Source organism: Flavobacterium caseinilyticum, assembly GCF_004349085.1.
Classification (GTDB): domain Bacteria; phylum Bacteroidota; class Bacteroidia; order Flavobacteriales; family Flavobacteriaceae; genus Flavobacterium; species Flavobacterium caseinilyticum.
In genome coordinates, this window is the sequence record NZ_SMFM01000003.1 from 17,866 (window position 1) to 38,918 (window position 21,053).

General features: G+C 34.1%; 17 protein-coding genes and 1 pseudogene. 3 read left to right on the forward strand and 15 right to left on the reverse strand.

Annotated features, from left to right (window positions below):
* Window positions 1–161 precede the first annotated feature (161 nt).
* Together E0F89_RS08535 and E0F89_RS08540 are read left to right on the forward strand one after the other, a co-directional pair.
* A complete protein-coding gene (locus E0F89_RS08535; RefSeq protein ID WP_131909390.1) occupies window positions 162–803 on the forward strand; it encodes a flavin reductase family protein in 642 nt (213 codons plus the stop codon).
* A 3-nt stretch (window positions 804–806) separates the two neighbouring features.
* Window positions 807–2,339, forward strand: a complete 1,533-nt coding sequence (locus E0F89_RS08540) for a cryptochrome/photolyase family protein (protein WP_131909391.1) — start codon at window positions 807–809, stop codon at window positions 2,337–2,339.
* A gap of 65 nt (window positions 2,340–2,404) precedes the next feature.
* On the opposite strand, the gene E0F89_RS08545 is transcribed toward E0F89_RS08540, so the two are convergent.
* Together E0F89_RS08545 and kynU are read right to left on the reverse strand one after the other, a co-directional pair.
* Window positions 2,405–2,797, reverse strand: a complete 393-nt coding sequence (locus tag E0F89_RS08545; RefSeq protein WP_317126093.1) for a glycine zipper family protein — start codon at window positions 2,795–2,797, stop codon at window positions 2,405–2,407.
* Between the two features lie 231 nt (window positions 2,798–3,028).
* Window positions 3,029–4,315, reverse strand: coding sequence for a kynureninase (gene kynU, locus E0F89_RS08550; RefSeq protein ID WP_131909393.1), 1,287 nt, complete (start codon window positions 4,313–4,315; stop codon window positions 3,029–3,031).
* Between the two features lie 403 nt (window positions 4,316–4,718).
* Here kynU and E0F89_RS08555 point away from each other — a divergent pair, with 403 nt between their 5' ends.
* The gene (locus E0F89_RS08555) at window positions 4,719–5,453 is read left to right on the forward strand and encodes an SIMPL domain-containing protein (protein WP_131909394.1); all 735 of its coding nucleotides are present in this window, start codon (window positions 4,719–4,721) and stop codon (window positions 5,451–5,453) included.
* 186 nt (window positions 5,454–5,639) lie between these two features.
* On the opposite strand, the gene queA is transcribed toward E0F89_RS08555, so the two are convergent.
* From queA to E0F89_RS08620, 13 genes and pseudogenes are all read right to left on the reverse strand, one after another.
* Window positions 5,640–6,689, reverse strand: a complete 1,050-nt coding sequence (gene queA, locus E0F89_RS08560; protein WP_131909395.1) for a tRNA preQ1(34) S-adenosylmethionine ribosyltransferase-isomerase QueA — start codon at window positions 6,687–6,689, stop codon at window positions 5,640–5,642.
* A gap of 199 nt (window positions 6,690–6,888) precedes the next feature.
* Window positions 6,889–8,112 carry a 3-phosphoshikimate 1-carboxyvinyltransferase gene (gene aroA / locus E0F89_RS08565; protein WP_131909396.1) on the reverse strand — a complete coding sequence of 408 codons (1,224 nt, stop codon included), beginning with the start codon at window positions 8,110–8,112 and terminating at the stop codon, window positions 6,889–6,891.
* A gap of 100 nt (window positions 8,113–8,212) precedes the next feature.
* Window positions 8,213–8,539 (reverse strand): nucleotide pyrophosphohydrolase, encoded by a 327-nt coding sequence (locus E0F89_RS08570; RefSeq protein WP_039110839.1) that lies wholly within the window; start codon window positions 8,537–8,539, stop codon window positions 8,213–8,215.
* Window positions 8,536–10,533 (reverse strand): DUF3857 domain-containing protein, encoded by a 1,998-nt coding sequence (locus tag E0F89_RS08575; protein ID WP_131909397.1) that lies wholly within the window; start codon window positions 10,531–10,533, stop codon window positions 8,536–8,538. The genes E0F89_RS08570 and E0F89_RS08575 overlap by 4 nt, the downstream gene beginning before the upstream one ends.
* A 4-nt stretch (window positions 10,534–10,537) precedes the next feature.
* Window positions 10,538–12,553, reverse strand: a complete 2,016-nt coding sequence (locus E0F89_RS08580; RefSeq protein WP_131909398.1) for a DUF3857 domain-containing protein — start codon at window positions 12,551–12,553, stop codon at window positions 10,538–10,540.
* A gap of 3 nt (window positions 12,554–12,556) precedes the next feature.
* Window positions 12,557–14,467 (reverse strand): DUF3857 domain-containing protein, encoded by a 1,911-nt coding sequence (locus E0F89_RS08585; protein ID WP_131909399.1) that lies wholly within the window; start codon window positions 14,465–14,467, stop codon window positions 12,557–12,559.
* Window positions 14,468–14,515: 48 nt separating this feature from the next.
* On the reverse strand, window positions 14,516–14,968 hold the full coding sequence (gene dtd, locus E0F89_RS08590) for a D-aminoacyl-tRNA deacylase (RefSeq protein ID WP_131909400.1): 453 nt from the start codon (window positions 14,966–14,968) through the stop codon (window positions 14,516–14,518).
* 49 nt (window positions 14,969–15,017) lie between these two features.
* Window positions 15,018–15,377: pseudogene (locus tag E0F89_RS08595) on the reverse strand (four helix bundle protein).
* Window positions 15,378–15,407: 30 nt separating this feature from the next.
* Complete coding sequence (rsgA, locus tag E0F89_RS08600) at window positions 15,408–16,385, reverse strand: ribosome small subunit-dependent GTPase A (protein WP_131909401.1); 978 nt, start codon at window positions 16,383–16,385, stop codon at window positions 15,408–15,410.
* 256 nt (window positions 16,386–16,641) lie between these two features.
* Window positions 16,642–17,724: a bifunctional 3-deoxy-7-phosphoheptulonate synthase/chorismate mutase type II gene (locus E0F89_RS08605; protein ID WP_131909402.1), complete on the reverse strand. Its 1,083-nt coding sequence runs from the start codon at window positions 17,722–17,724 to the stop codon at window positions 16,642–16,644.
* 100 nt (window positions 17,725–17,824) lie between these two features.
* Entirely contained in the window at window positions 17,825–18,700 is an 876-nt protein-coding gene (locus E0F89_RS08610) for a prephenate dehydrogenase (RefSeq protein WP_131909403.1), read from the reverse strand.
* A gap of 61 nt (window positions 18,701–18,761) precedes the next feature.
* The gene (locus E0F89_RS08615; protein ID WP_131909404.1) at window positions 18,762–19,913 is read right to left on the reverse strand and encodes an aminotransferase class I/II-fold pyridoxal phosphate-dependent enzyme; all 1,152 of its coding nucleotides are present in this window, start codon (window positions 19,911–19,913) and stop codon (window positions 18,762–18,764) included.
* A 65-nt stretch (window positions 19,914–19,978) separates the two neighbouring features.
* The gene (locus E0F89_RS08620) at window positions 19,979–20,806 is read right to left on the reverse strand and encodes a prephenate dehydratase (protein ID WP_131909405.1); all 828 of its coding nucleotides are present in this window, start codon (window positions 20,804–20,806) and stop codon (window positions 19,979–19,981) included.
* Window positions 20,807–21,053: the final 247 nt, after the last annotated feature.

Sequence of the window (21,053 nt, forward strand, 5' to 3'; positions counted from 1 at the left end):
AAAAACAAATATATAGGATTTGGAAGTTATTTAAAACTATTTGTTCCAATGTGTTTATTTGACACCGTAACAAAAAAATGATTGATGAATTTAAAATATTTTGTTTAATTAATTTTATATTTAATTAAACAAAAGTATATTTGTTTCAAATATGACTAAATATGAAACACATTTCAAGAGACGATATTTCTCAAATGGAAAAAATCGAAAGATTAAATTTAATCAATTCCTGCACTGGTTATAAATCGGCTAACTTGCTTGCCACAAAATCCGTTGACGGAAATTCTAATGTTGCTATTTTTAGCAGTGTAACGCATCTGGGAAGCAATCCTGCCATGATTGGATTCATAATGCGTCCAACAACTGTTCCCAGAGACACGTACAAAAACATCAAAGACACCGGATATTTCACAGTAAACCACATTACTGTTGATATGATTGAAGATGCGCACCATACCTCTGCAAATTATGAACTGGGGATTTCCGAATTTGACAAAACCAATCTGGAAGAAGAGTATAAAAACAACATTGAAATTCCATTTGTAAAAGGAAGTCCGGTGCAGTTGTATTGCAAATACGTAAATGAGTATTACATCAAGGAAAATGATACGATTCATGTAATTGCGTCAATCGAAAATTTATTTTTTGAAGAAGAATTAGAACATAAAGATGGCTGGTTACAAATTGACCGAGGCAATGTTGTGGCATTAAATGGTCTTGATGGGTATTGTTTACCCAAATTAGTGGATCGTTTTCAATATGCCCGAAAGGAAATTCCATCCACTTCCTTTTTTAAAAAATAACAAATGAAAAAACTGCGCTTAATCCTTGGCGATCAGCTCAATTCAAAGCATTCTTGGCTTCAGGAAAGTGATGACAACACGATATATGTCTTGGCCGAAATGCGTCAGGAAACGGATTATGTTAAACATCACATCCAAAAAGTAGTGGCCTTTTTTATGTCGATGAGGAATTTTTACACAGCGATAAAAGAAAATGGACATCAAGCAGTCTATTTTCAAATTACCGATGTGGAGAATCCACAAGATTTAGAAAAAATCATTGCCATTTGTATTGAAAAATATAATATTCAAAAATTCGAATACCTATTACCTGATGAATACCGACTGGACCAACAATTAAAAACGATTTGTTCCAATTTAAAAATCGAATCTGAAGCTTTTGACTCGGAACATTTCTATACCACGCGTCACGAAGTTTCTGATTTTTTTGAGGGAAAAAAGTTGTTGCTGATGGAAAATTTTTATCGCAGCATGCGCAAAAAACATCATGTTTTAATGGATGGAAGCACCCCGTTGGGCAACCAATGGAACTTTGATGCTGATAATCGAAAAAAATATAAAGGTGAAGTTCCTGTTCCGGAAGAAAAGAATTTTCATACCAATGTTTCTGAAATTGTTGCCCAAATCAAAGAAGCAGGAATTGTGACTTTTGGAAACATCAATCCAGATAATTTCAGTTGGCCTACTTCGCGTGAGCAATCGTTGGAAGTTTTAGATTATTTCTGTAAAAATCTGTTGAAGCATTTTGGAGATTACGAAGATGCCATGCACACCGATGAAAAATTTCTTTTTCACTCCCGCTTGTCTTTTGCTATGAATAGTAAAATGCTTTCGCCAAAAGAAGTAATCGAGACCGTTATTTCTTTCTATCATGCCAATGAAACAGATATAACTATCTCACAAGTCGAAGGATTCGTAAGACAAATTTTAGGTTGGCGCGAATACATACGAGGAATATATTGGAAAGAAATGCCCAATTATGCTCAAATGAATGTTTTAGAAAATACAAATAAGTTACCTGATTTCTTCTGGACCGGTAAAACAAAAATGAATTGCATGAGCCACGCCATTAATCAGAGCTTAGATGAAGCTTATACCCATCATATTCAGCGTCTCATGGTGATAGGGAATTTTGCGCTACTGACACAAATTCATCCTGATGAAGTAGACGCCTGGTATTTGGGCGTATACATTGATGCCATTGAATGGGTCGAAATGCCCAACACACGAGGCATGTCACAATATGCTGACGGCGGAATAATTGCCACCAAACCCTATGTTTCCTCTGGAAGTTACATTAACAAAATGAGTAATAATTGTGCCAAATGCCATTACAATGTAAAAGAAAAATTTGGTGATAAAGCCTGTCCTTTCAATACGCTTTATTGGAATTTCCTCGATGAGAAAAAAGAGTATTTCAAAGGAAATCAACGCATGGGAATGATGCTGAATTTATTAAAAAAAATTAATCCTGAAGAATTATATAAAATCAAAGTAAAAGCAAACGAAATTATTGACAGCATGGATTCGTATTAAACCAAAAAAAAGAGTGTTTGAATTCTATATGAATTCAAACACTCTTCAATACCTATAAAATAAATTTATTCTTTTTTACTTCCGTCTATTATTGCACCAGTTCCAGCACCAATTCCAGCACCTGCAACACCACCAATTATAGCTCCTTGCACTTTTTTCTTACTGATAATTGCTCCTGTTGCAGCTCCAACTCCGGCACCAATAACAGCTCCTTTAGCCGTACTACTCCACCCTTTCTTTTTTGTTGTAGTAGAACTTGTAGTTGTTGTGGTAGAACTTGGCGATTGGCGATTAACGACAACAATTTCTTTTTGAGTTGCTATTTTGGCTTCTTGAATTTTAGCCATTTCAATTTGCATTGAATCGATGACTTTTTGTTTTTCGAATTCAACATTCATTGAATCGGCAGTCGCTTCTTTAATGGAATCTACGCTGGCTTGTATTTCTTGCATTTCCATTTTTCCCTGGTTTTTACAAGAAAAAATAACTAGAGCTAATACTGTAATATATAAATATTTCATGGTTGTAAATTTTTAATTTATGATTTTACAAAGTAACATTTAAACCTTTAAATAAAGGTTTAAAATTTAAAGTATTTCTATCAAGAACTCTTTAACGTGCAATTGGCTACTGATTTCCTCTCTAAAATTCGAATCTTTTTCTACTACTTATCGAATACTATGCCAGAGCTACTCTAAAATTCCATTTTTTAGAATCTGACCAAAATTATACATATCTATAAAAGAGGTATATAATGGCACCGGCGCTAGACGAATAACATTAGGTTCACGCCAATCTGTGATGACACCATTTTTCATCAAATAATCGAACAAACTGCGTCCTTCTCCGTGAAGCAAAACTGATAATTGCGAAGCTCTTTCTGATGGACTTGACGGTGTAATGATTTCGAAAGTACTATCTACTTCTTTGTCTATTTCGTGCAGAATAAATTCCAAATAGGAAGTAATTGCATCTCTTTTTTGGATTAGTGCGTCCATTCCAATTTCATCAAACATGTGTACTGATGCTAAATAAGGCGCCAGAGAAAGTACCGGAAGATTACTAATTTGCCAACCATCAGCTCCATGAATAGGATCAAAAGTTTGTTCCATCTTGAAACGACGTTCTTTATTATGTCCCCACCAACCAGCAAATCTTGGAAGCTCTGAATTGTTGTGGTGTTTTTCGTGAATGAAACATCCTGAAGCATTTCCAGGACCTGAATTCATGTATTTATAACTGCACCATGCCGCAAAATCCACATTCCAATCGTGTAATTCCAATTTTACATTTCCTGCAGCATGCGCTAAATCCCATCCCACATAAGCTCCGGCTTTATGACCAGCTGCTGTTATGGTTTTCATATCAAAAACTTGTCCGGTGTAGTAATTCACTCCACCAATTAAAACCAAAGCCAACTCATCACCGACTTCTTCAATTTTAGCCAAAACATCTTCCAAGCGAATGTTGTGTTCACCTTCGCGACGCTTGATTTCCACAATTGCATCTTCTGGTTTTATCCCGAAGTTTCGGGAATGAAAATGAACCTGACTTTGAAACATGTATTGATCAGACGGAAATGCTTTTTCCTCGCAAATAATTTTATATCTAGTCTTTGTTGGTCGGTAAAAAGAAACCATCAATAAATGAAGATTTACTGTTAAGGTGTTCATCACCGTAACCTCACTTGGAAGTGCACCCACAATTTTACTCAAAGGATTTGCAAATCGTTCGTGGTAATCCCACCAAGGTTTTTCACTGTAAAAATGTCCTTCAACGGCGAGGTTTGCCCAGTCATTCATCACCTCATCTACATACGTTTTTGTTCGTTTTGGTTGTAATCCCAAAGAATTTCCAGTGAAATAAATCACCTTTTTTCCATTTACCTGCGGGAAAATAAACTCGTCTTGGTATTTATGTAATTGATCTTGTGAATCGAGATTTTTAGCAAATTCAAGGGTATTTTCGAATATCATGATTTGTATTTTGATTTGTAAAAGTAGTAAAAAATGACCGATAGATAAAAGACTTTTAGGTGATTGATAACTCCCAAAAGCGTTAAAATTCCGGATAAGAAAAAATAGTTCCCAATTTCTGTGCGGACTCATTATTATCAGATTAAAATAAGGTATAGTCCCTACGGGACAATTTTCATATTTCGAACTATCGTACTACCAACACATAACCTTTATAAGGTAAGCTCCGTTAGGAGCAAAATATTGGTAGCAAATAAAATAGGCACATCGCTAAAAATTGTCCCGTAGGGACTATGTATATTAGGTTTTATCAATTTAAAAAAAATTATCACACAACAATGATACGCAATTAATAATCAACTCATTATTTGACTATATTTGATTGAATTTAATATTTATTGCTATGCTTAAAAACAGTTTAAACGTTATTATAATTGCCGTTGCAGTGGTAATTTCTTCATATTTATTTTCGAATGCTTTTCAGAATCGAAATAAAAGTAACGATACGATAAGTGTTACTGGCTCGGGTAAGAAGGATTTCGTTTCGGATTTGATTGTTTGGAGCGGCTCATTTTCTAAAAAAAGCATGACTTTGAAAGAAGCTTACGCAGCGCTTGATGCTGACAGAGAAAAAATAAAAAGTTATTTATCAGGCAAAGGAATTGCACCCAATGAAATGGTTTTTTCAGCAGTGAATTTTAATAAGGATTTTGAAACTACCTTTAATGAAAACGGAACTACAAGACAGCAAATATTCACTGGATTTACTTTAACTCAAAGTGTAAGCATTCAATCTAAGGAAGTAAATAAAATTGAGGAATTATCAAGACAATCCAGTGAATTGATTAATTCCGGAGTAGAATTCTATTCAAATCCACCCGAATATTATTACACTAAACTGGCCGAGTTAAAAATAAAAATGATTGCCGAAGCTACCAAAGACGCGAGCATCAGAGCGAAAAGTATTGCTGAAAATGCTGATGCAAGTTTAGGAAATTTAAAAAAATCGGATATGGGAGTTTTTCAAATTACGGGTCAAAACTCATCGGAAGATTTTTCTTATGGCGGTTCATTTAATACGCAATCGAAAAACAAAACGGCTAATATCACGGTTCGACTGGTGTATCAAGTGAATTAGGAATACAAATTTTAATTCATCCCTGATTATTTTGTGTGAGGGATAGAAGCGGCATCCCACGCTTTTTAGCGTGGATACAGCGTATAGCCCGACCCGCTTCTTCAGCGGGACACACACCCTCAAAAAACAAAAAAACTCGCCATTGCTGACGAGATTTTAATATTTAGAATCTGAACTGAATTCAGATTAAATGATTAGCATTGCATCACCATAAGAATAGAATTTGTATTCTTTTTCGATAGCTTCTGCGTATGCTTTTTTCATTAAATCATGACCACAAAATGCGGAAACCATCATTAATAAAGTTGATTTTGGCGTGTGGAAATTAGTAATCATACACGTTGGAATCGTGAAATCATGAGGAGGAAAAACGAATTTGTTTGTCCACCCGTCAAACGGATTCAAGGTGTTTTGTGACGAAACTGAGCTTTCAACGGCACGCATAGAAGTAGTTCCTACGGTACAAATACGTTTCTTTTTAGCTTTGGCTTCATTCACAATATCACAGGCTTCCTGAGTAATTTTTAATTCCTCAGAATCCATTTTGTGTTTTGATAAATCTTCAACCTCAACAGGATTGAAAGTTCCCAAACCTACGTGAAGCGTAACTTCGGCAAATTTGATTCCTTTGATTTCCAGTTTTTTCAATAAGTGCTTCGAGAAGTGCAATCCTGCAGTTGGCGCCGCAACAGCTCCTTCTTCTTTAGCATAAATAGTTTGGTAACGTTCCGCATCTTCCGGAGTTACATCTCTAGAAATGTATTTTGGGATTGGAGTTTCTCCAAGTTCTGTTAATTTATTTCTGAATTCTTCATACGAACCATCGTAAAGGAAACGCAATGTTCTTCCACGAGAAGTGGTATTGTCGATAACCTCAGCCACTAATGAATCGTCATCTCCAAAATATAGTTTGTTACCAATTCTAATTTTACGTGCCGGATCAACTAAAACATCCCAAAGTCTTTGCTCAGAATTCAATTCTCTAAGTAAAAAAACTTCGATTCTAGCTCCCGTTTTTTCTTTATTTCCGTACAAACGAGCTGGAAAAACTTTCGTGTTGTTCAGAATTAAAACATCACCTTCGTCAAAATACTCGATAACATCTTTGAACATTTTATGCTCTATAGTTCCTTTCTTGCGATCAATAACCATTAGACGAGATTCGTCTCTGTTTTCAGCTGGATATTCGGCAAGAAGTTCTTTTGGCAAATCGAATTGAAAATGTGATAATTTCATTTGATATATTTATGAGTTATGAATTATAAGTTACGTCCTTCGTCTGCACTCAGGATGACAACTTTAATCCTAGTTTGCAAATATACGATTGTGAGATAGGCGTTGTCAAGTGTTTTGCTGTTTATTTTTCCTCACCCCAGCCCTCTCCAAAGAAGAGGGAGAAGGAAAACATCTTTTCGCCCAATGAATTGAGGGTATGTTACGAAATTTCGAAACCTAAACTTTTTAAATCATTCCAAAAATCAGGGTATGATTTAGAAACTACTTCCGCGTTTTCGATGATAATTGGCACTTTTATAGCTAATGGTGCAAATGCCATCGCCATACGGTGATCGTTATAAGTCGCAATTTTAACATTAGGATTGATTTGGTTTGAAGCCAGAAGCGTCAAACTATCATTGGTCACCGATATATTCGCTCCCAATTTTGTCAACTCAATTCTAAGTGCTTCAAGTCGGTCCGTTTCTTTAATTTTCAAGGTATGAAGTCCTGTCAGATGGCAACCAATTCCTAATCCAAGGCAAGTAACCACAATGGTTTGGGCGATATCTGGTGTATTATTCAATTCTAAGTTTAAAGTTTCCGGTTTAAAATCAGACTGTTTTACCAACGTCATTTTGTTTCCTTCAAAATGCGTTTCAACACCCATTTGTTTGTAGATTTCAACCAAAGCTGAATCACCTTGCAAACTGGTTTTTTTATAACTATTTAATGAAATAGTAGCATTTTCGGCCAAGGCAGCCAGACTAAAAAAGTATGAAGCAGAACTCCAGTCGGATTCTACGGTCATTACTTTTGATGCTACCTCTTGTTTTGGATAAACCGTAATTACATTTCCTTCGAAACTAGTTTTTATATCCAAATCATTCAACAAAGCCAATGTCATTTTGATATAAGGAACCGAAGTAATTTCACCTACTAAAGTGATTTCGATACCGTTTTCCAGTTTTGGCGCCACTAATAATAATGCCGATATGTATTGACTGCTTACATTGGCAGGAATATTCACTTTAGAAGCAATGATCTTCTGACCTTTGATTCGGATAGGCGGATAACCAACTTCTTTCTCGTAGGAGATTTTCGCACCCAATTGCTCCAAGGCTTCTACCAAAACTTTTATTGGACGCTCGGTCATTCGTTGAGAGCCAGTCAACACAACTTCGCGACCTTCGTTTACAGCAAAATACGCCGTTAAGAACCGCATTGCCGTTCCCGCATGATGAATATCTACAATTTCCTCGTTTCCTTTCAACGCTTTTTGCATGACTTCGCTGTCATCAGAATTAGAAGTATTAGCTAAAGTAATATTGGGGAACAACGCTTGTAATAATAATAATCGGTTGGTTTCGCTTTTTGAACCAGTAATATTTAATTGTGAATTATCAATTGTGAATTGTGAATTCGTACTTAATTTTAAATTCATGTAGCTAATTATGAGTTATGAATTATGAATTATGAGTGGTATAATTCAAGTTCGCAATTTACCAATCCGCATTTATAATTCATAATTTATACTTCACAAATTATTTGAGTTTTTCATTGTTTTTGTGACGGTCTTTGTCTCTAACGGATTTCAAATCCATCTTTTTATCGAAAGCGGCTTGTAAATCGATTCCGGTTTGGTTTGCCAAACACAATACCACAAAAACTACATCGGCTAATTCTTCGCCAAGGTCTTTATTTTTATCGCTTTCTTTTTCAGATTGTTCGCCATAACGGCGGGCAATGATTCGGGCTACTTCCCCTACTTCTTCGGTAAGTTGTGCCATATTAGTTAGTTCGTTAAAGTAACGAACACCGTGTTCTTTAATCCAAGTGTCAACGTCTAGTTGGGAATTTTTTAGGTTCATGGTTCTATTTTTTTAAGTACAATTTTCTCGTTTTGTTTATCAATAATTTTTTGAAAAAAACTTTTTAAATCATCATAATACTCTGCCGACAAAATTGATGCATTTATTTCTTTTGTAATAATAATTTGGATTTTATTGCCTTCTACCTGAGTATTAATTAAAAATAAAATCACATTGTCTTCGGTAGCTATCTTTATTGATTTCGGAATAGATTCAACTAAATAACCCTCAGGAATTTCTAGATTTATGTTGTATTTTTCCTGCTTTGGATACCCAAAATAAATAGGCATTTGCCTTTTCTCCTGAACAAATGGGTTTTTCTTTAACGTAAAAAATAATAGAGGATCAATAAACATTTTACCTCCTATAATTTCACAATGATTTTCTGAGGTAAAAGTAAAAGTTTCTATGACAGGTTTTGACAGATCAGTATCTCTATTTTCTACACTGTAGTCAGTAATCAGTATTCCTTCCAAATTATTTTCTAATTTTTCAAGATAATTTTCTTCATTTTGCCGGGCATTTTTTTCTCTAAAACTATATGCTTCGTAGGCCATTTTTTGAACTCTAAATTTACCTGTAATGTGTCCGAGATTGTTAAATTTTGTCATCAAAGTATAATTTACTTTAGATAGCATAGTTGGCACAAGATTAACCTCTTGAGAAGTTCCGTCTTGTTTAAGGAGTCGTCCGGTCCAGTTTAATACATTCAAAGGCAAAATATTCTGTGTCGTATATTTATGTGTTGCATCTAACAAAATTTGTTTTCCATCAAGATCAGCTGCTGCAATTACATAATTAAAAACTGTTCTATTGGGAAAAGCAGGAACACCATGTTCTACAGTACTTATCAAAACAGGATTGGCATTTATACCCGCTAACTTCAACATTGCTATTAAAATAAAATTTATTTCAGCAACATTTCCTGTTTTGTCCAGATAGGCCTGTTTTACTCCTTTTTCTGTAAAATAACCGTTTTCTTTATTCCAATTCATTTTGCTTTGAACAAATTTAAAAATGATATCCAACTTCTCTTCATTAGAAACAGCATTTTTAAGGATCATTTTAATATCTTGAATAAGATAAAGCTGTTCATTAATTTCCTTTCCGAAATTTTCATTTTCAAAAATAGTTTTTGCAACTCCTTCCCAAGTTATTGAATAATCTTTCACTGGTTGTTCAGGAAAACGTGTTCTCTCTAACTCATTTTGAATAGAAGATCTATAATTTCTGATATTATCAACATAATCTTCTTCTTTGATTGCCGGTATGTTTTCCGTTATATAACTACTATTGATCTGTTTATAACTTAAATTGGTAGTTCTTTTGTACTGATCTTCATAACTTTGAGAGCCATTGACGAATTTCGAGTCCGATTTAACTTTTACATATCCAGTCAAAACTGGCTTATAAATAAAAAATTCTGGTATCTCAGTTATGTATTCTGAATAATTTATCGGAATATCATATTGGTTATCATAAACAGGAAATTTTACAATATTTTCAGATTTTAATATATATTTAAACTCTATGACCGAACCTACTTTGACATTAGGCATTGCTATCGTTGCTAGATTCCAATATTCATTTACATTTTTCTTGAAACTTCCTTCGCCGTTTAGCTTTGTTTTCACTACTGTACCATCCTCTATATTATACGTTACTACATTTGAAAACTTTACAGATTCATCATTCATATCCTCGTACCCTACATAATGTGGGACTTCAAAATTTGCCCAACTCAAACCTTCTTTTTTGTATATTTTGATTCTATATGTATATTCATGATTAACTGTAAAACCTCTACTTAAATTATATTTAAAAATGGTTTTAGCTTTTTTAAACAAAACTGCGGCGACGGCTGTTGTATCCTCTGGATGAAATTTTTCTAAAAGCTCTTTGTTTGAAACTTTTCCTAGTTCAAAATTTTGTGAATTTGCTTCCGTAACAAACAGAACAGGAATTAACAATGCTGTAAGTTTGATAATTTTCATTTAACTACACTTTTTTTAGCACTATTTTTTCATTTTGCTTTTCAATCATTTTTTGATAAAATTCTTTTAACATTGGATAATAATCTGCAATAACGATTGGTACGTTTATTTGATGTGTTAGTACTAATTGAATCGAATTATCTGATGTATTTATCATAAATTTAAATCCTCCTAAATTATCTTCCATATTAAGAAGTACCGAAGTTGGCAAAGACTCCACTTTATACCCGTCAGGAATTTTAATTGTTATGTTGTATTTATCTAAAAAAGGAAATCCATAATCTACTGGATACGCTCTAATTTCTTGTTTGAAAGGATTTTGTGTCTCGGCAAAAAACAACATTGGATTTATATAAATCGATTCTCCAATAATCTCGCTAAAATTCGAACCTGAAAACGCAAAATTTTCTAAGATTGGCAACTTTAAGTCCTTTTCATTTGTTCTTGAATAGTCACTTATTTCAATTTTATCATTTTCATTCTCTAATTTCTCCAGATAAGTATCTTCTTTGATATTCTTAGTATTTCCCCTGAAAATAATAGCATTGTAATCTGTTCTTTGACGTTTCAGCATACCTGATACTTCCCCTTTAGCATCAATTTCATAATTCATAATCACTACGTCGTTAGAGGGAGCTTTAGGCATTAAATCGACTTCTATCGAAGTACCGTCTTTACGAATCAATCTTCCTACCCAATTCAAAGCTCTTAACGGCAAGATATTTGGAGTAGAAAATGGATCCGTAGCATCCAGTAAAACAAGACCATTAGGCGTTTCTACGGCAGCAATAACATAATTGAAAGCAGTTCGGTTTGGAAAAAATGCAATCCCGTTAGAACGGGTACTCACAAGAACAGGATTCGCAGTTAGGCCCACATGACGCAGCATCGCTGTAAGCATCAGATTAATTTCGGCCACATTACCTATTTTATCCTTGTACGCTTTTTTGACACCATCATCACAAGAATACCCATAATAATCATTCCATTTTACAGATTCTTTCACATGGTTAAAAATTGCCAAAATCTTTTCTTCAGCAGAAGAAAGCCCGGCAAGAACAACTTTTAAATCTTCCTCAAAGTACCCTGTTTTATTTAATTCAGGTCCAAAGTCCTCATAATCATAAATTGTTTTGGTAACGGATGGCCAATCGGTAGATAATGTCTGATATGGTTGATTTGGAAATTTTACAACTGAAAGTTCGTGAGAAACACTTGTAGTGTAATTTGCAATGTTATTCACATAAGCTTCCTCTTTCATTGCAGGAAGATTTTCTGCAATATAAACCGTTCTGGTTTCTACAAATTCTAACTTTTCTTGGGAAGTAGATGTATGCAAGTTATCTCCCGGCATTACCTTTGGTTTGTACGAATAACTTAAAGATTTACTACTTTTCTCCTTAGTTATGTTTGGAGAGACAAAGCCTTTTATGTTTGGATTGTAATCAAAATACTCTGGAATGAAAGTTTTAAACTCCGAATAATTTACCGGAATACTAGATTGAAAACTCCACTCTGTTAACTCGCTAAAACGGGATGAACGCACTACGTACTTGAATTCGACAACAGACCCAACTTTTACATTAGGAAGAGTGATTTTTTTTCGCCCCCAATATTTGTTGACTTTTTCATCAAACTCACCATCACTTTTTAGTTTTGTTTTCTCGACCTTACCATTTATCAAATTATACGTAACAACATCTGAAAAAGACAATGTTTCTTTCGAATTTGAGCCTATATAATAGCTGACCGCTTTGTTTGCCCATTCATACCCTTCCTTTTTATAAATTTTAATACGAGTTGTAACTTCTGTAATCATTTTGAAACCATCATCTTGAGTATATTCAAAACGAACTGCTCCTTTTTCGAAAAGAATAGCTGCTACGGCAGTTGAATCCATCGCATGATTTTTCTCTTGAAGTTCCTTAACTGAAACATTTCCTAATTTAAAATCTTGTGCATTGGCTTTAAAAAAATACAAAGTACAAAATAGAATAATAACGAGTTTGTTGCATTTCATGATTTATAGGTTTGGGGTTAGAATAATTTTGGCATTGTCATTTTTTGAAATTTGTTCTACAAAAAGACGGTATTCTTCATATTCTTCATTTGAATACAATCCTTTCTTTATAAATAAGGTTCGTTTGTAAACTACATTCGAACTGTCAATTTTTATAATCTCCGTTTTATAAGTCCCGAATTTACTACTCAATTCATAATTAGCAGGCAGATATTCAACAGAAAAACCAGTAGGAAGAATTACGTTGACATCATCTTCATCAAAAAAACCTCTTTGTATCTCTAAAGAATTCTTACGGTTTCTTATTCTTTTTACATAAGCGTTTGTTTTATTGAAAGCATTAACAGCAAATATCAATTTATTTGATGTAAAACTTCCGTATTTCACAGCTTCTACAGCTAAGTTTTCAGTTAAATTAATTTTATCTTTATCATTAGAAAATGACATTTTGTTGATTTTTAAATTATTGATATGCCCCCAATAATCCTTATAATGCGCTTCTTTTTCCGTTGGTTGTAAATTTTCAATAGACGCTTTTTGACTGTATTGTGAACCTCCTGAAACAATTGTTATTTTTCCCGAAAAATCTCCATTTGCTGTTAAAGTATACGAACCTTTACTAATTTGAGTATTTCCTTTATCTTCATATAATTTTGTTCGTACAATCTCTCCTCCCTCTGGTTTTATTACCAAAACTTTTCTGTCATCCGTAAAAATTCCTTGATAACCAAAAGGATCGTCTTGGCTGGTACATTCCAGCCAAGTATAATTATCGCCATTTGGAATTGATAAAATAACATGATTTCCTTGCATGGATACAAATTCAGACTGAATATTTAACTTTTTCCTGTCTCCATACAAAATAGTATAATAAGATGGCACATTTACCACATCCAGTAAGGCTTTAGTATAGTTAGTCAAGGCTTTGCAATCCCCATATCCCAAACGATCCACATCACTGGCAAGCATAGGTTTCCATCCGCCTATTCCGACTTGAATACTTATATACCGCACTTTTTGTTGCACGAAATTGTAAATTAATTTAGCTTTTTTGATGGGATCTTTTTCATCTCCGACGAGAGCCTTAACTTTCATTTTGGTTTCATCTGGCAAGTCAATCGTCCCCAATAAAATTTTATCAGAATACCATTGTCCAAACTCCTTCCAAGTCTTTGCATATCCGTCTACTCCTTCTAGATGAAACAACTCTAATCCCATCATCAATTTTGGAAAAATAGTATTAACAACAGGACTATAATCCTCTTGCTTTTGAGCCAGAATATTAGTGGCGGTGTAAGATAAATTTGTTGAAGTGTCTAAGGTTTTCTCAATATTGAAATTAGAAAAGTTAAACTCCATTTTTTTAAAACCTAAATTATCTGGGTACTTTACATTCAAAATACTTTTTTCGACGCTAACAAAATAGCTGTTTAATGGATACCACTCTGGAATAAAAGCGGTAGTTGAAGTTTCTATTTCACTATTAAATACTATAGTAAAAGGATATTGAATGGGTGTGTAATCTAAGTAAAGATATCTATTGTCAGAAAAAAGCGTACTACCTCCAACCGCACTTTGATCTTTGAAATCTTTACGCTTAAATTTTTTGATTTCTTTTCCAAAAGCATCATAAACTGTGGTTTCAATGTTCCGGATGGTAGTCCTTTTATCGTAGTTCTCTACTGCATCTATCGCATCCAAGCCTTTTTCGTTTAAAACTGTAACGACTCTTTTAGTAATCACATTCATATTTCTTTGAGAAGAAATAAGGATCTCTATTTGATTCAAACGAATAACAGCATTCGCATTCTCCTTTAAGCTATCAGAGATACTCAAAGAATTATATTCTGTCTTTTGAGCAAAAATAAGTGAGGTGAAAAACAAAAACAGGAAAGAAACATATTTGAAGTTCATAAAAATTCTTTTTATCAAAAATATAAGAATTTTTCGATTAAAGAAAACTTAATCTCTATTTTTACTGTCAATTATTATCGTTACTGGCCCATCATTTAACAAAAGTACTTTCATATCCGCACCAAATATGCCGGTTTGCACTTTTTTTTCCAATTCTTTTTCGAGCTGAAATACGAAACTTTCATACAAAGGAATGGCGATTTCTGGTTTTGAAGCTTTTATATAAGAAGGTCGATTTCCTTTTTTGGTAGCGGCGTGCAATGTAAATTGACTTACCACAATGATATCACCGTCGATATCTTTGACGGATAAATTCATCACGTCATTTTCATCCCCAAAAATGCGGATGTTGGCTATTTTTGCAGCTAACCATTTGCTATCTTCTTGATTATCTACATCTTCAATACCAACTAAAACCAATAATCCTTTTTGAATATCAGCTACGATTTTAGCATCGATCGTTACGGAGGCTTGAGAAACTCTTTGAATTACAACTTTCAAAATGATGGTGAATTATGAATGATAAATTATGAATGGTGCATATTCATAATTATTTTTTTAAATTGTTTTTAGTTGAAATAATAATTGAAGCTAAAATTTTATTAATCTCAACTATATCGGAGTTTAAAGACTGGAATTGGGATTGGTTCAAATATTCAGATTGAAACAATAATTCTAACCAATAATCACTTTCATTAGCTTCTTTTTGAGCTATTGCAAGCTTATGAATAAAATCCAGTTTACTTTCTGCGTGTTCTGACTCTCTTACCAATGCACCAATTGAAGTACCGCTGCGTAATAATTGTTTACTTAAAACAAATTACTTCTTTTCTGTACTTAAAAATTGATATAATTTTACAATTCGTAAAGCAAAATCAAATGATTTTATTTTTATTGTATTACCTGCCATAATTCATAATTTACCATTCACAATTCAGAACTACTCCCTCGTTTTATCACTGATTATTCTATCCTCATTATGAATATCCGTACGGTAATTTTCATCATCACCTTCCAGAATTTTAAGGTAACTTCTATAACGAGACCAAGCGATTTCATCTTTTTCCAAAGCAGCTTTGATGGCGCAATGCGGTTCTTCCTTATGTAAACAATTATTGAATTTACATTGCTCTTTCAATTTGAAAAATTCAGGGAAATAGCCACTAATTTCTTCTTTTTCCATGTCGACAATTCCAAAACCTTTGATGCCAGGCGTATCGATAATTCTGGCATCAAATGACAAATCATACATCTCAGCAAAAGTTGTCGTGTGTTGTCCTTGTTTGCTTGCTTCAGAAATCGTTTTTGTTTTTAAATGCAATGACGGTTCCATGGCATTTACCAAAGTTGATTTCCCCACACCGGAATGCCCAGAGAACATGCTCACTTTGCCAATCATCATTGCTTTCAATTCCTCTATTCCTTTCATTTCAGTAGAAGAAACGCGCAAGCATTTATATCCTATTTCCTGATACACATGTTGCATATACAACTGTTCATCTAGAGTAGCATCATCAAACGTATCGATTTTGTTAAAAACAAGAACGGTTTCAATTCCATACGCTTCGGCTGTAACCAGAAAACGATCTATAAAATTAAAAGTCGTTGGCGGATTATTAATGGTAACTAATAAGAAAACCCTATCAATATTAGAAGCAATAATGTGCATCTGATGCGATAAGTTCACTGATTTCCGTACGATATAATTCTTCCTGTCGTGAATTTTATGAATGGTTCCCGTAACAGTATCGGATGATTCTTCGAGTTCATAATCCACAACATCGCCTACAGCAATAGGATTGGTACTTTTGATTCCTTTAATTCGGAATTTCCCCTTCATACGGCATTCGATAAAATCACCTTGTTCAGATTTTACGGTGTACCAACTTCCTGTAGATTTGTATACGAGTCCTGTCATTTAGGATTATTTGATTGAAGATTAACGATTTTAGATTTCTGATTTAAAATCTAAGACTTTGCAAAGATAATTCTTTGTTTTAGGTTTAAAGTTTAAAGTTTAAAGTTTTTCACTTTGAACAACTTTACATACAATTAAAAATAAAAAATCCCCACAACTTTTTTTTCAAAAAGCGGCGGGAATTTTTATAAAAATCTAAATAAGCGACTCATGAAATCAAAAATCAGAAATCGTTAATCCTCAATCTTAAATCATTTTATGCATTCAACACTTTGTCTTGATGACTGATACTTTCTTGGTGAATTGCTTTGAACATTCTTAGAACAAACTCTTCGGAAAGGCCTTTTTTCTCTCCATCCAAAATCATTTTTCCAAGGATTTCATTCCAACGATTGTTCTGCAATACAGCAACATTCGCTTCTTTTTTCACCTGTCCTATTTCATCGGCTACTTTCATTCTCTTCCCGAGCAGCTCTAACAAAGTGGCATCCAAAACATCAATATTTGCTCTTAATTTTTTCATTTTATGAGTAAACTCATCCGAAACATCATCTAACTTTCTAACTTTTAAATCAATAAAAATTTGTTTCAACGCATCAGGAGTCACTTGTTGTGCAGCATCACTCCAAGCATTATCAGGATCAGTATGTGTTTCGATAATCATACCATCATAATTCAAATCCAACGCTTCCTGCGTTACTTCAAGAATCATTTTACGATCTCCAGTAATATGAGACGGGTCAATAATTAAAGGTAAATCAGGGAATTTATTTTGCAATTCAATAGCAATTTGCCATTCTGGAATGTTTCTGTATTTTGTTTTTTCGTAAGTAGAAAACCCTCTGTGAATAACACCCAATTTTTCAATTCCAGCATTGTACAAACGCTCTACACCGCCTAACCACAATGATAAATCTGGATTTACCGGGTTCTTTACTAATACAATTTTCTTGGTTCCTGCTAAAGCATCTGCAATTTCCTGCACCGCAAAAGGATTTACGGTCGTTCTGGCTCCTATCCACAATACATCAATATCATATTCCAAAGCTAATTTTACGTGAGCCGCATTTGCCACTTCCGTTCCCATTAGCAATCCGGTTTGTTCTTTAGCTTTTTTCAACCATTTTAATCCAATTTCTCCAACACCTTCAAATCCTCCCGGACGCGTTCTTGGTTTCCAGATTCCTGCTCTAAAAATACTTACATCTGAATCTTTCAATTCATGTGCAATTTTTAATACTTGTTCTTCTGTTTCAGCACTACAAGGTCCTGCTATTACTAATGGATGAGTTAAATTGAATTCATTCAACCAATTTCTCATTTCTTTCTTGTTTTCCATCTTTTCTAATTTTTCCCCACCCCAGCCCTCCCCAAAGGGAAGGGAGCTGTAAATGGATGATTGTTGTTAATTATTTATTTTATTGTTTTTAGTTGTTTTACTACTTTCCCTTCGAGGGTTCGGGAGCTGTCATTCCGTTTAATATTTCCTTTATTTTATTGACACTTTGCATTTCATTGTAAATCGCATCGTAATCTTCCTTTTCTAATAATTCTTTAAACTTTGACAAATTCGAAATGTATTCATCCAATGTTTTTACAACCTGTTTCCTGTTTTGTTTAAAAATTGGCGTCCACATTGCCGGAGAACTTTTGGCCAAACGAACCGTACTTTCAAAACCAGAACCTGCCATATCAAAAATATCCTGTTCGTCTTTCTCTTTATTAATTACCGTTTTTCCAAGCATAAACGCACTGATATGTGACAAATGCGAAACGTAAGCAATGTGTTTGTCATGTGATTTCGGATCCATATAACGAATTCTCATTCCCATTGCTTTAAACAAATCCAACGCTTTTTCCTGTAATTTGAAAGTTGTTTTTTCTACCTCACAAATAATATTGGTTTTCCCTTGAAACAATCCTTTTATCGCTGCCGAAGGTCCCGAAAACTCCGTCCCTGCAATAGGATGCGTGGCTATAAAATTTCGCCTTTTAGGATGATTAGCAACCGCTTCACAAATTGGCATTTTAGTAGAACCCACTTCAAAAACTATACTATTATCGCCAATAACATCTAATACTTTTGGCAAAACTAGCAATGCAACATCCACAGGAACCGAAACAATTACAAAGTCTGCATCCACTAAATCTTCAAATGTGGCACCAGCATCAACAACACCTAAAGCTATGGCTTCCGCTAAATGACTTTCATTAGTATCAATCCCATAAATTTTGGCTTCCGGATGCAGCGTTTTAATGTCCAATGCCATCGAACCGCCTATCAATCCTATTCCTATTACGTAAACATTAGTCATAAAGTCTTAAAGTTGTAAAGTCGAAAGTCACCAAAACCTCCAAACTCGTAATTCATAATTTTTAATTTGTTATTCTCAGAATTGCTTCCTGTACTTTTTCTTCTTTAACACACAACGCAAACCGAATATATCCTTCGCCATTACTTCCAAAAATGGTTCCTGGGGTAATAAAAATCGATTTGTCATATAAAATTTCATCAATGAATTTCTCAGCGGATGTTATTCCGTCCGGCAATTTTGCCCAAACAAATAATCCAACACCTTCTTTATACACTTTACAACCTAATTTTTCGGCCAGTTGTTCCGTAAGAATTCTGCGTTTTTGGTAAATAGCATTCATCGATTCAAACCAAGTCTTGTCACTTTTCAAAGCTTCAATTGCTCCTTTTTGAATCCCGTAAAACATACCGCTGTCCATGTTGCTTTTTACTTTTAGAACTGCATCGATACAGGCTGCATTTCCCAGAAGCATTCCAACTCTCCAGCCCGCCATGTTAAAAGTTTTGCTCAAAGAATTCAATTCTAAAGCCACATCTTTTGCGCCTTCCACTTGCAACAAACTCATTGGATTGTCATTCAAAACAAAACTGTACGGATTGTCATTAACTAATAAAATGTTATTTTTTTTGGCGAAAGCCACTAATCTTGAAAACAACTCCAAACTTCCTCTTGCTCCTGTTGGCATGTGCGGATAACCAATCCACATTATTTTCACTTTAGATAAATCCAGTTTTTCCAAAGCCTCAAAATCCGGTTCCCAGTTATTATTTTCTTTTAAGTCATAGTAAACTGGAACTGCTCCCACTAAATTCGTCACCGAAGTATACGTTGGATATCCTGGATTTGGAATCAACACCTGATCTCCTTCATTCAAAAAAGCCAGTGAAATATGCATTATTCCCTCTTTAGATCCCATCAAAGGCAAGATTTCGTTAGCGGGATTCAACGCAACTTCGTAATTATTTTTGTAAAAATCAGCCATGCCTTGACGTAATTCTGGCAATCCTTGATAACTCTGGTATTGATGCGCATTTTCATCTTGCATTGCCAGAACTATTGCGTCAATTACTGCTTGTGACGGTTGTAAATCCGGACTTCCAATTCCCATATTAATAATTGGTTTCCCTTCAGAAGCCAGTTGTCTTACTTCTCTCAATTTTGATGAGAAATAGTATTCTTCAATTATATCGAGACGTTTCGCTGTGGTAATCATTCTTCTATTTTAAATTTCATGTAAATCGACCTTAATCTAATTCCCCCTTCGGGGGTTAGCGGGCTTTATAATTTTGTGTTTTTATATTCGCCTAACACTTTGAAATACTCCGCCATGATGGTCAATAATGACTTTGCCTTTGCATAATCTTCGTATTTTTCGAAAGTAACATCCACAAAAAAGGAATATTTCCAAGGTGTTTCTATTTTTGGTAACGACTGAATTTTGGTTAAATTCAATTTGCAATCGCTCATCACATTCAAAACTGCCGCTAAACTTCCACGTTTGTGGTCCAATTCAAATTTGATGGACGCTCTGTTGATTTCGTTTTCCGGGACAAATGAATTTTCCTTTTTGATAATCACAAAACGCGTCATGTTATTTTTAATCGTTTGAATTTCTGGAGCCAAAATCTCTAAATCATACATTTCTGAAGCGGTTTTACCGGCGATTGCAGCAATTCCTTTCAACTGTTTTTCCTGAATTCTTCGCGCCGTTTCAGCGGTATCTTTATCTTCAACTAATTTTATGTTTGGGTATTTTTTCAGGAATTCCATACATTGTAAAATAGCCATGGGATGCGAATGCACTTCCAGAATATCCTCCATTTTTTGACCTTTTAAAGCCATTAGATTCTGATGAATTCTTAAATAATGTTCTCCTATTATGTGGAGATTATTTTTATCAATCAATGAGTAATTCGGAATAATTGGACCCGCAATAGAATTCTCTATCGCCATAACTGCCTGATCTGATTTCCCGGAAAGCAGGTTATCTACTAATTCTTCAAAGGATAAACATTCATCAACAATAACTGCCTGCCTGAAATATTCTTGCGCCACCTGATGGTGAAAAGAACCTGTTATCCCTTGTATTCCAATTATTTCATTCATTTTCCAACTTTTTAAGCAAAAAAAAATCCCGATTTTCATCGGGATTGTATATTTATAGTATCAATTTAATTTTATAATCAAATAACCATACAACAATCCCTTTCTACTTTCCAGAAGAAATAATAAGAATTGCTAAAATAAAATCGGTTACTCAACATCTTGTTGTTTTTTTGTATTAATTACTCTGCGAATGTATACATAATTTCCAGCTAACCCAAAAAAAAGGGCGCTTTTATTGAACAAAAAG

What these genes read in the sequence shown, in the direction of transcription:
- E0F89_RS08535 (WP_131909390.1), top strand. Translation starts at nt 162, where the DNA reads ATGAAACACATTTCAAGAGACGATATTTCTCAAATGGAAAAAATCGAA.
- E0F89_RS08540 (WP_131909391.1), top strand. Translation starts at nt 807, where the DNA reads ATGAAAAAACTGCGCTTAATCCTTGGCGATCAGCTCAATTCAAAGCAT.
- E0F89_RS08545 (WP_317126093.1), bottom strand. Translation starts at nt 2,797, where the DNA reads ATGGAAATGCAAGAAATACAAGCCAGCGTAGATTCCATTAAAGAAGCG.
- kynU (WP_131909393.1), bottom strand. Translation starts at nt 4,315, where the DNA reads ATGATATTCGAAAATACCCTTGAATTTGCTAAAAATCTCGATTCACAA.
- E0F89_RS08555 (WP_131909394.1), top strand. Translation starts at nt 4,719, where the DNA reads ATGCTTAAAAACAGTTTAAACGTTATTATAATTGCCGTTGCAGTGGTA.
- queA (WP_131909395.1), bottom strand. Translation starts at nt 6,689, where the DNA reads ATGAAATTATCACATTTTCAATTCGATTTGCCAAAAGAACTTCTTGCC.
- aroA (WP_131909396.1), bottom strand. Translation starts at nt 8,112, where the DNA reads ATGAATTTAAAATTAAGTACGAATTCACAATTCACAATTGATAATTCA.
- E0F89_RS08570 (WP_039110839.1), bottom strand. Translation starts at nt 8,539, where the DNA reads ATGAACCTAAAAAATTCCCAACTAGACGTTGACACTTGGATTAAAGAA.
- E0F89_RS08575 (WP_131909397.1), bottom strand. Translation starts at nt 10,533, where the DNA reads ATGAAAATTATCAAACTTACAGCATTGTTAATTCCTGTTCTGTTTGTT.
- E0F89_RS08580 (WP_131909398.1), bottom strand. Translation starts at nt 12,553, where the DNA reads ATGAAATGCAACAAACTCGTTATTATTCTATTTTGTACTTTGTATTTT.
- E0F89_RS08585 (WP_131909399.1), bottom strand. Translation starts at nt 14,467, where the DNA reads ATGAACTTCAAATATGTTTCTTTCCTGTTTTTGTTTTTCACCTCACTT.
- rsgA (WP_131909401.1), bottom strand. Translation starts at nt 16,385, where the DNA reads ATGACAGGACTCGTATACAAATCTACAGGAAGTTGGTACACCGTAAAA.
- E0F89_RS08605 (WP_131909402.1), bottom strand. Translation starts at nt 17,724, where the DNA reads ATGGAAAACAAGAAAGAAATGAGAAATTGGTTGAATGAATTCAATTTA.
- E0F89_RS08610 (WP_131909403.1), bottom strand. Translation starts at nt 18,700, where the DNA reads ATGACTAATGTTTACGTAATAGGAATAGGATTGATAGGCGGTTCGATG.
- E0F89_RS08615 (WP_131909404.1), bottom strand. Translation starts at nt 19,913, where the DNA reads ATGATTACCACAGCGAAACGTCTCGATATAATTGAAGAATACTATTTC.
- E0F89_RS08620 (WP_131909405.1), bottom strand. Translation starts at nt 20,806, where the DNA reads ATGAATGAAATAATTGGAATACAAGGGATAACAGGTTCTTTTCACCAT.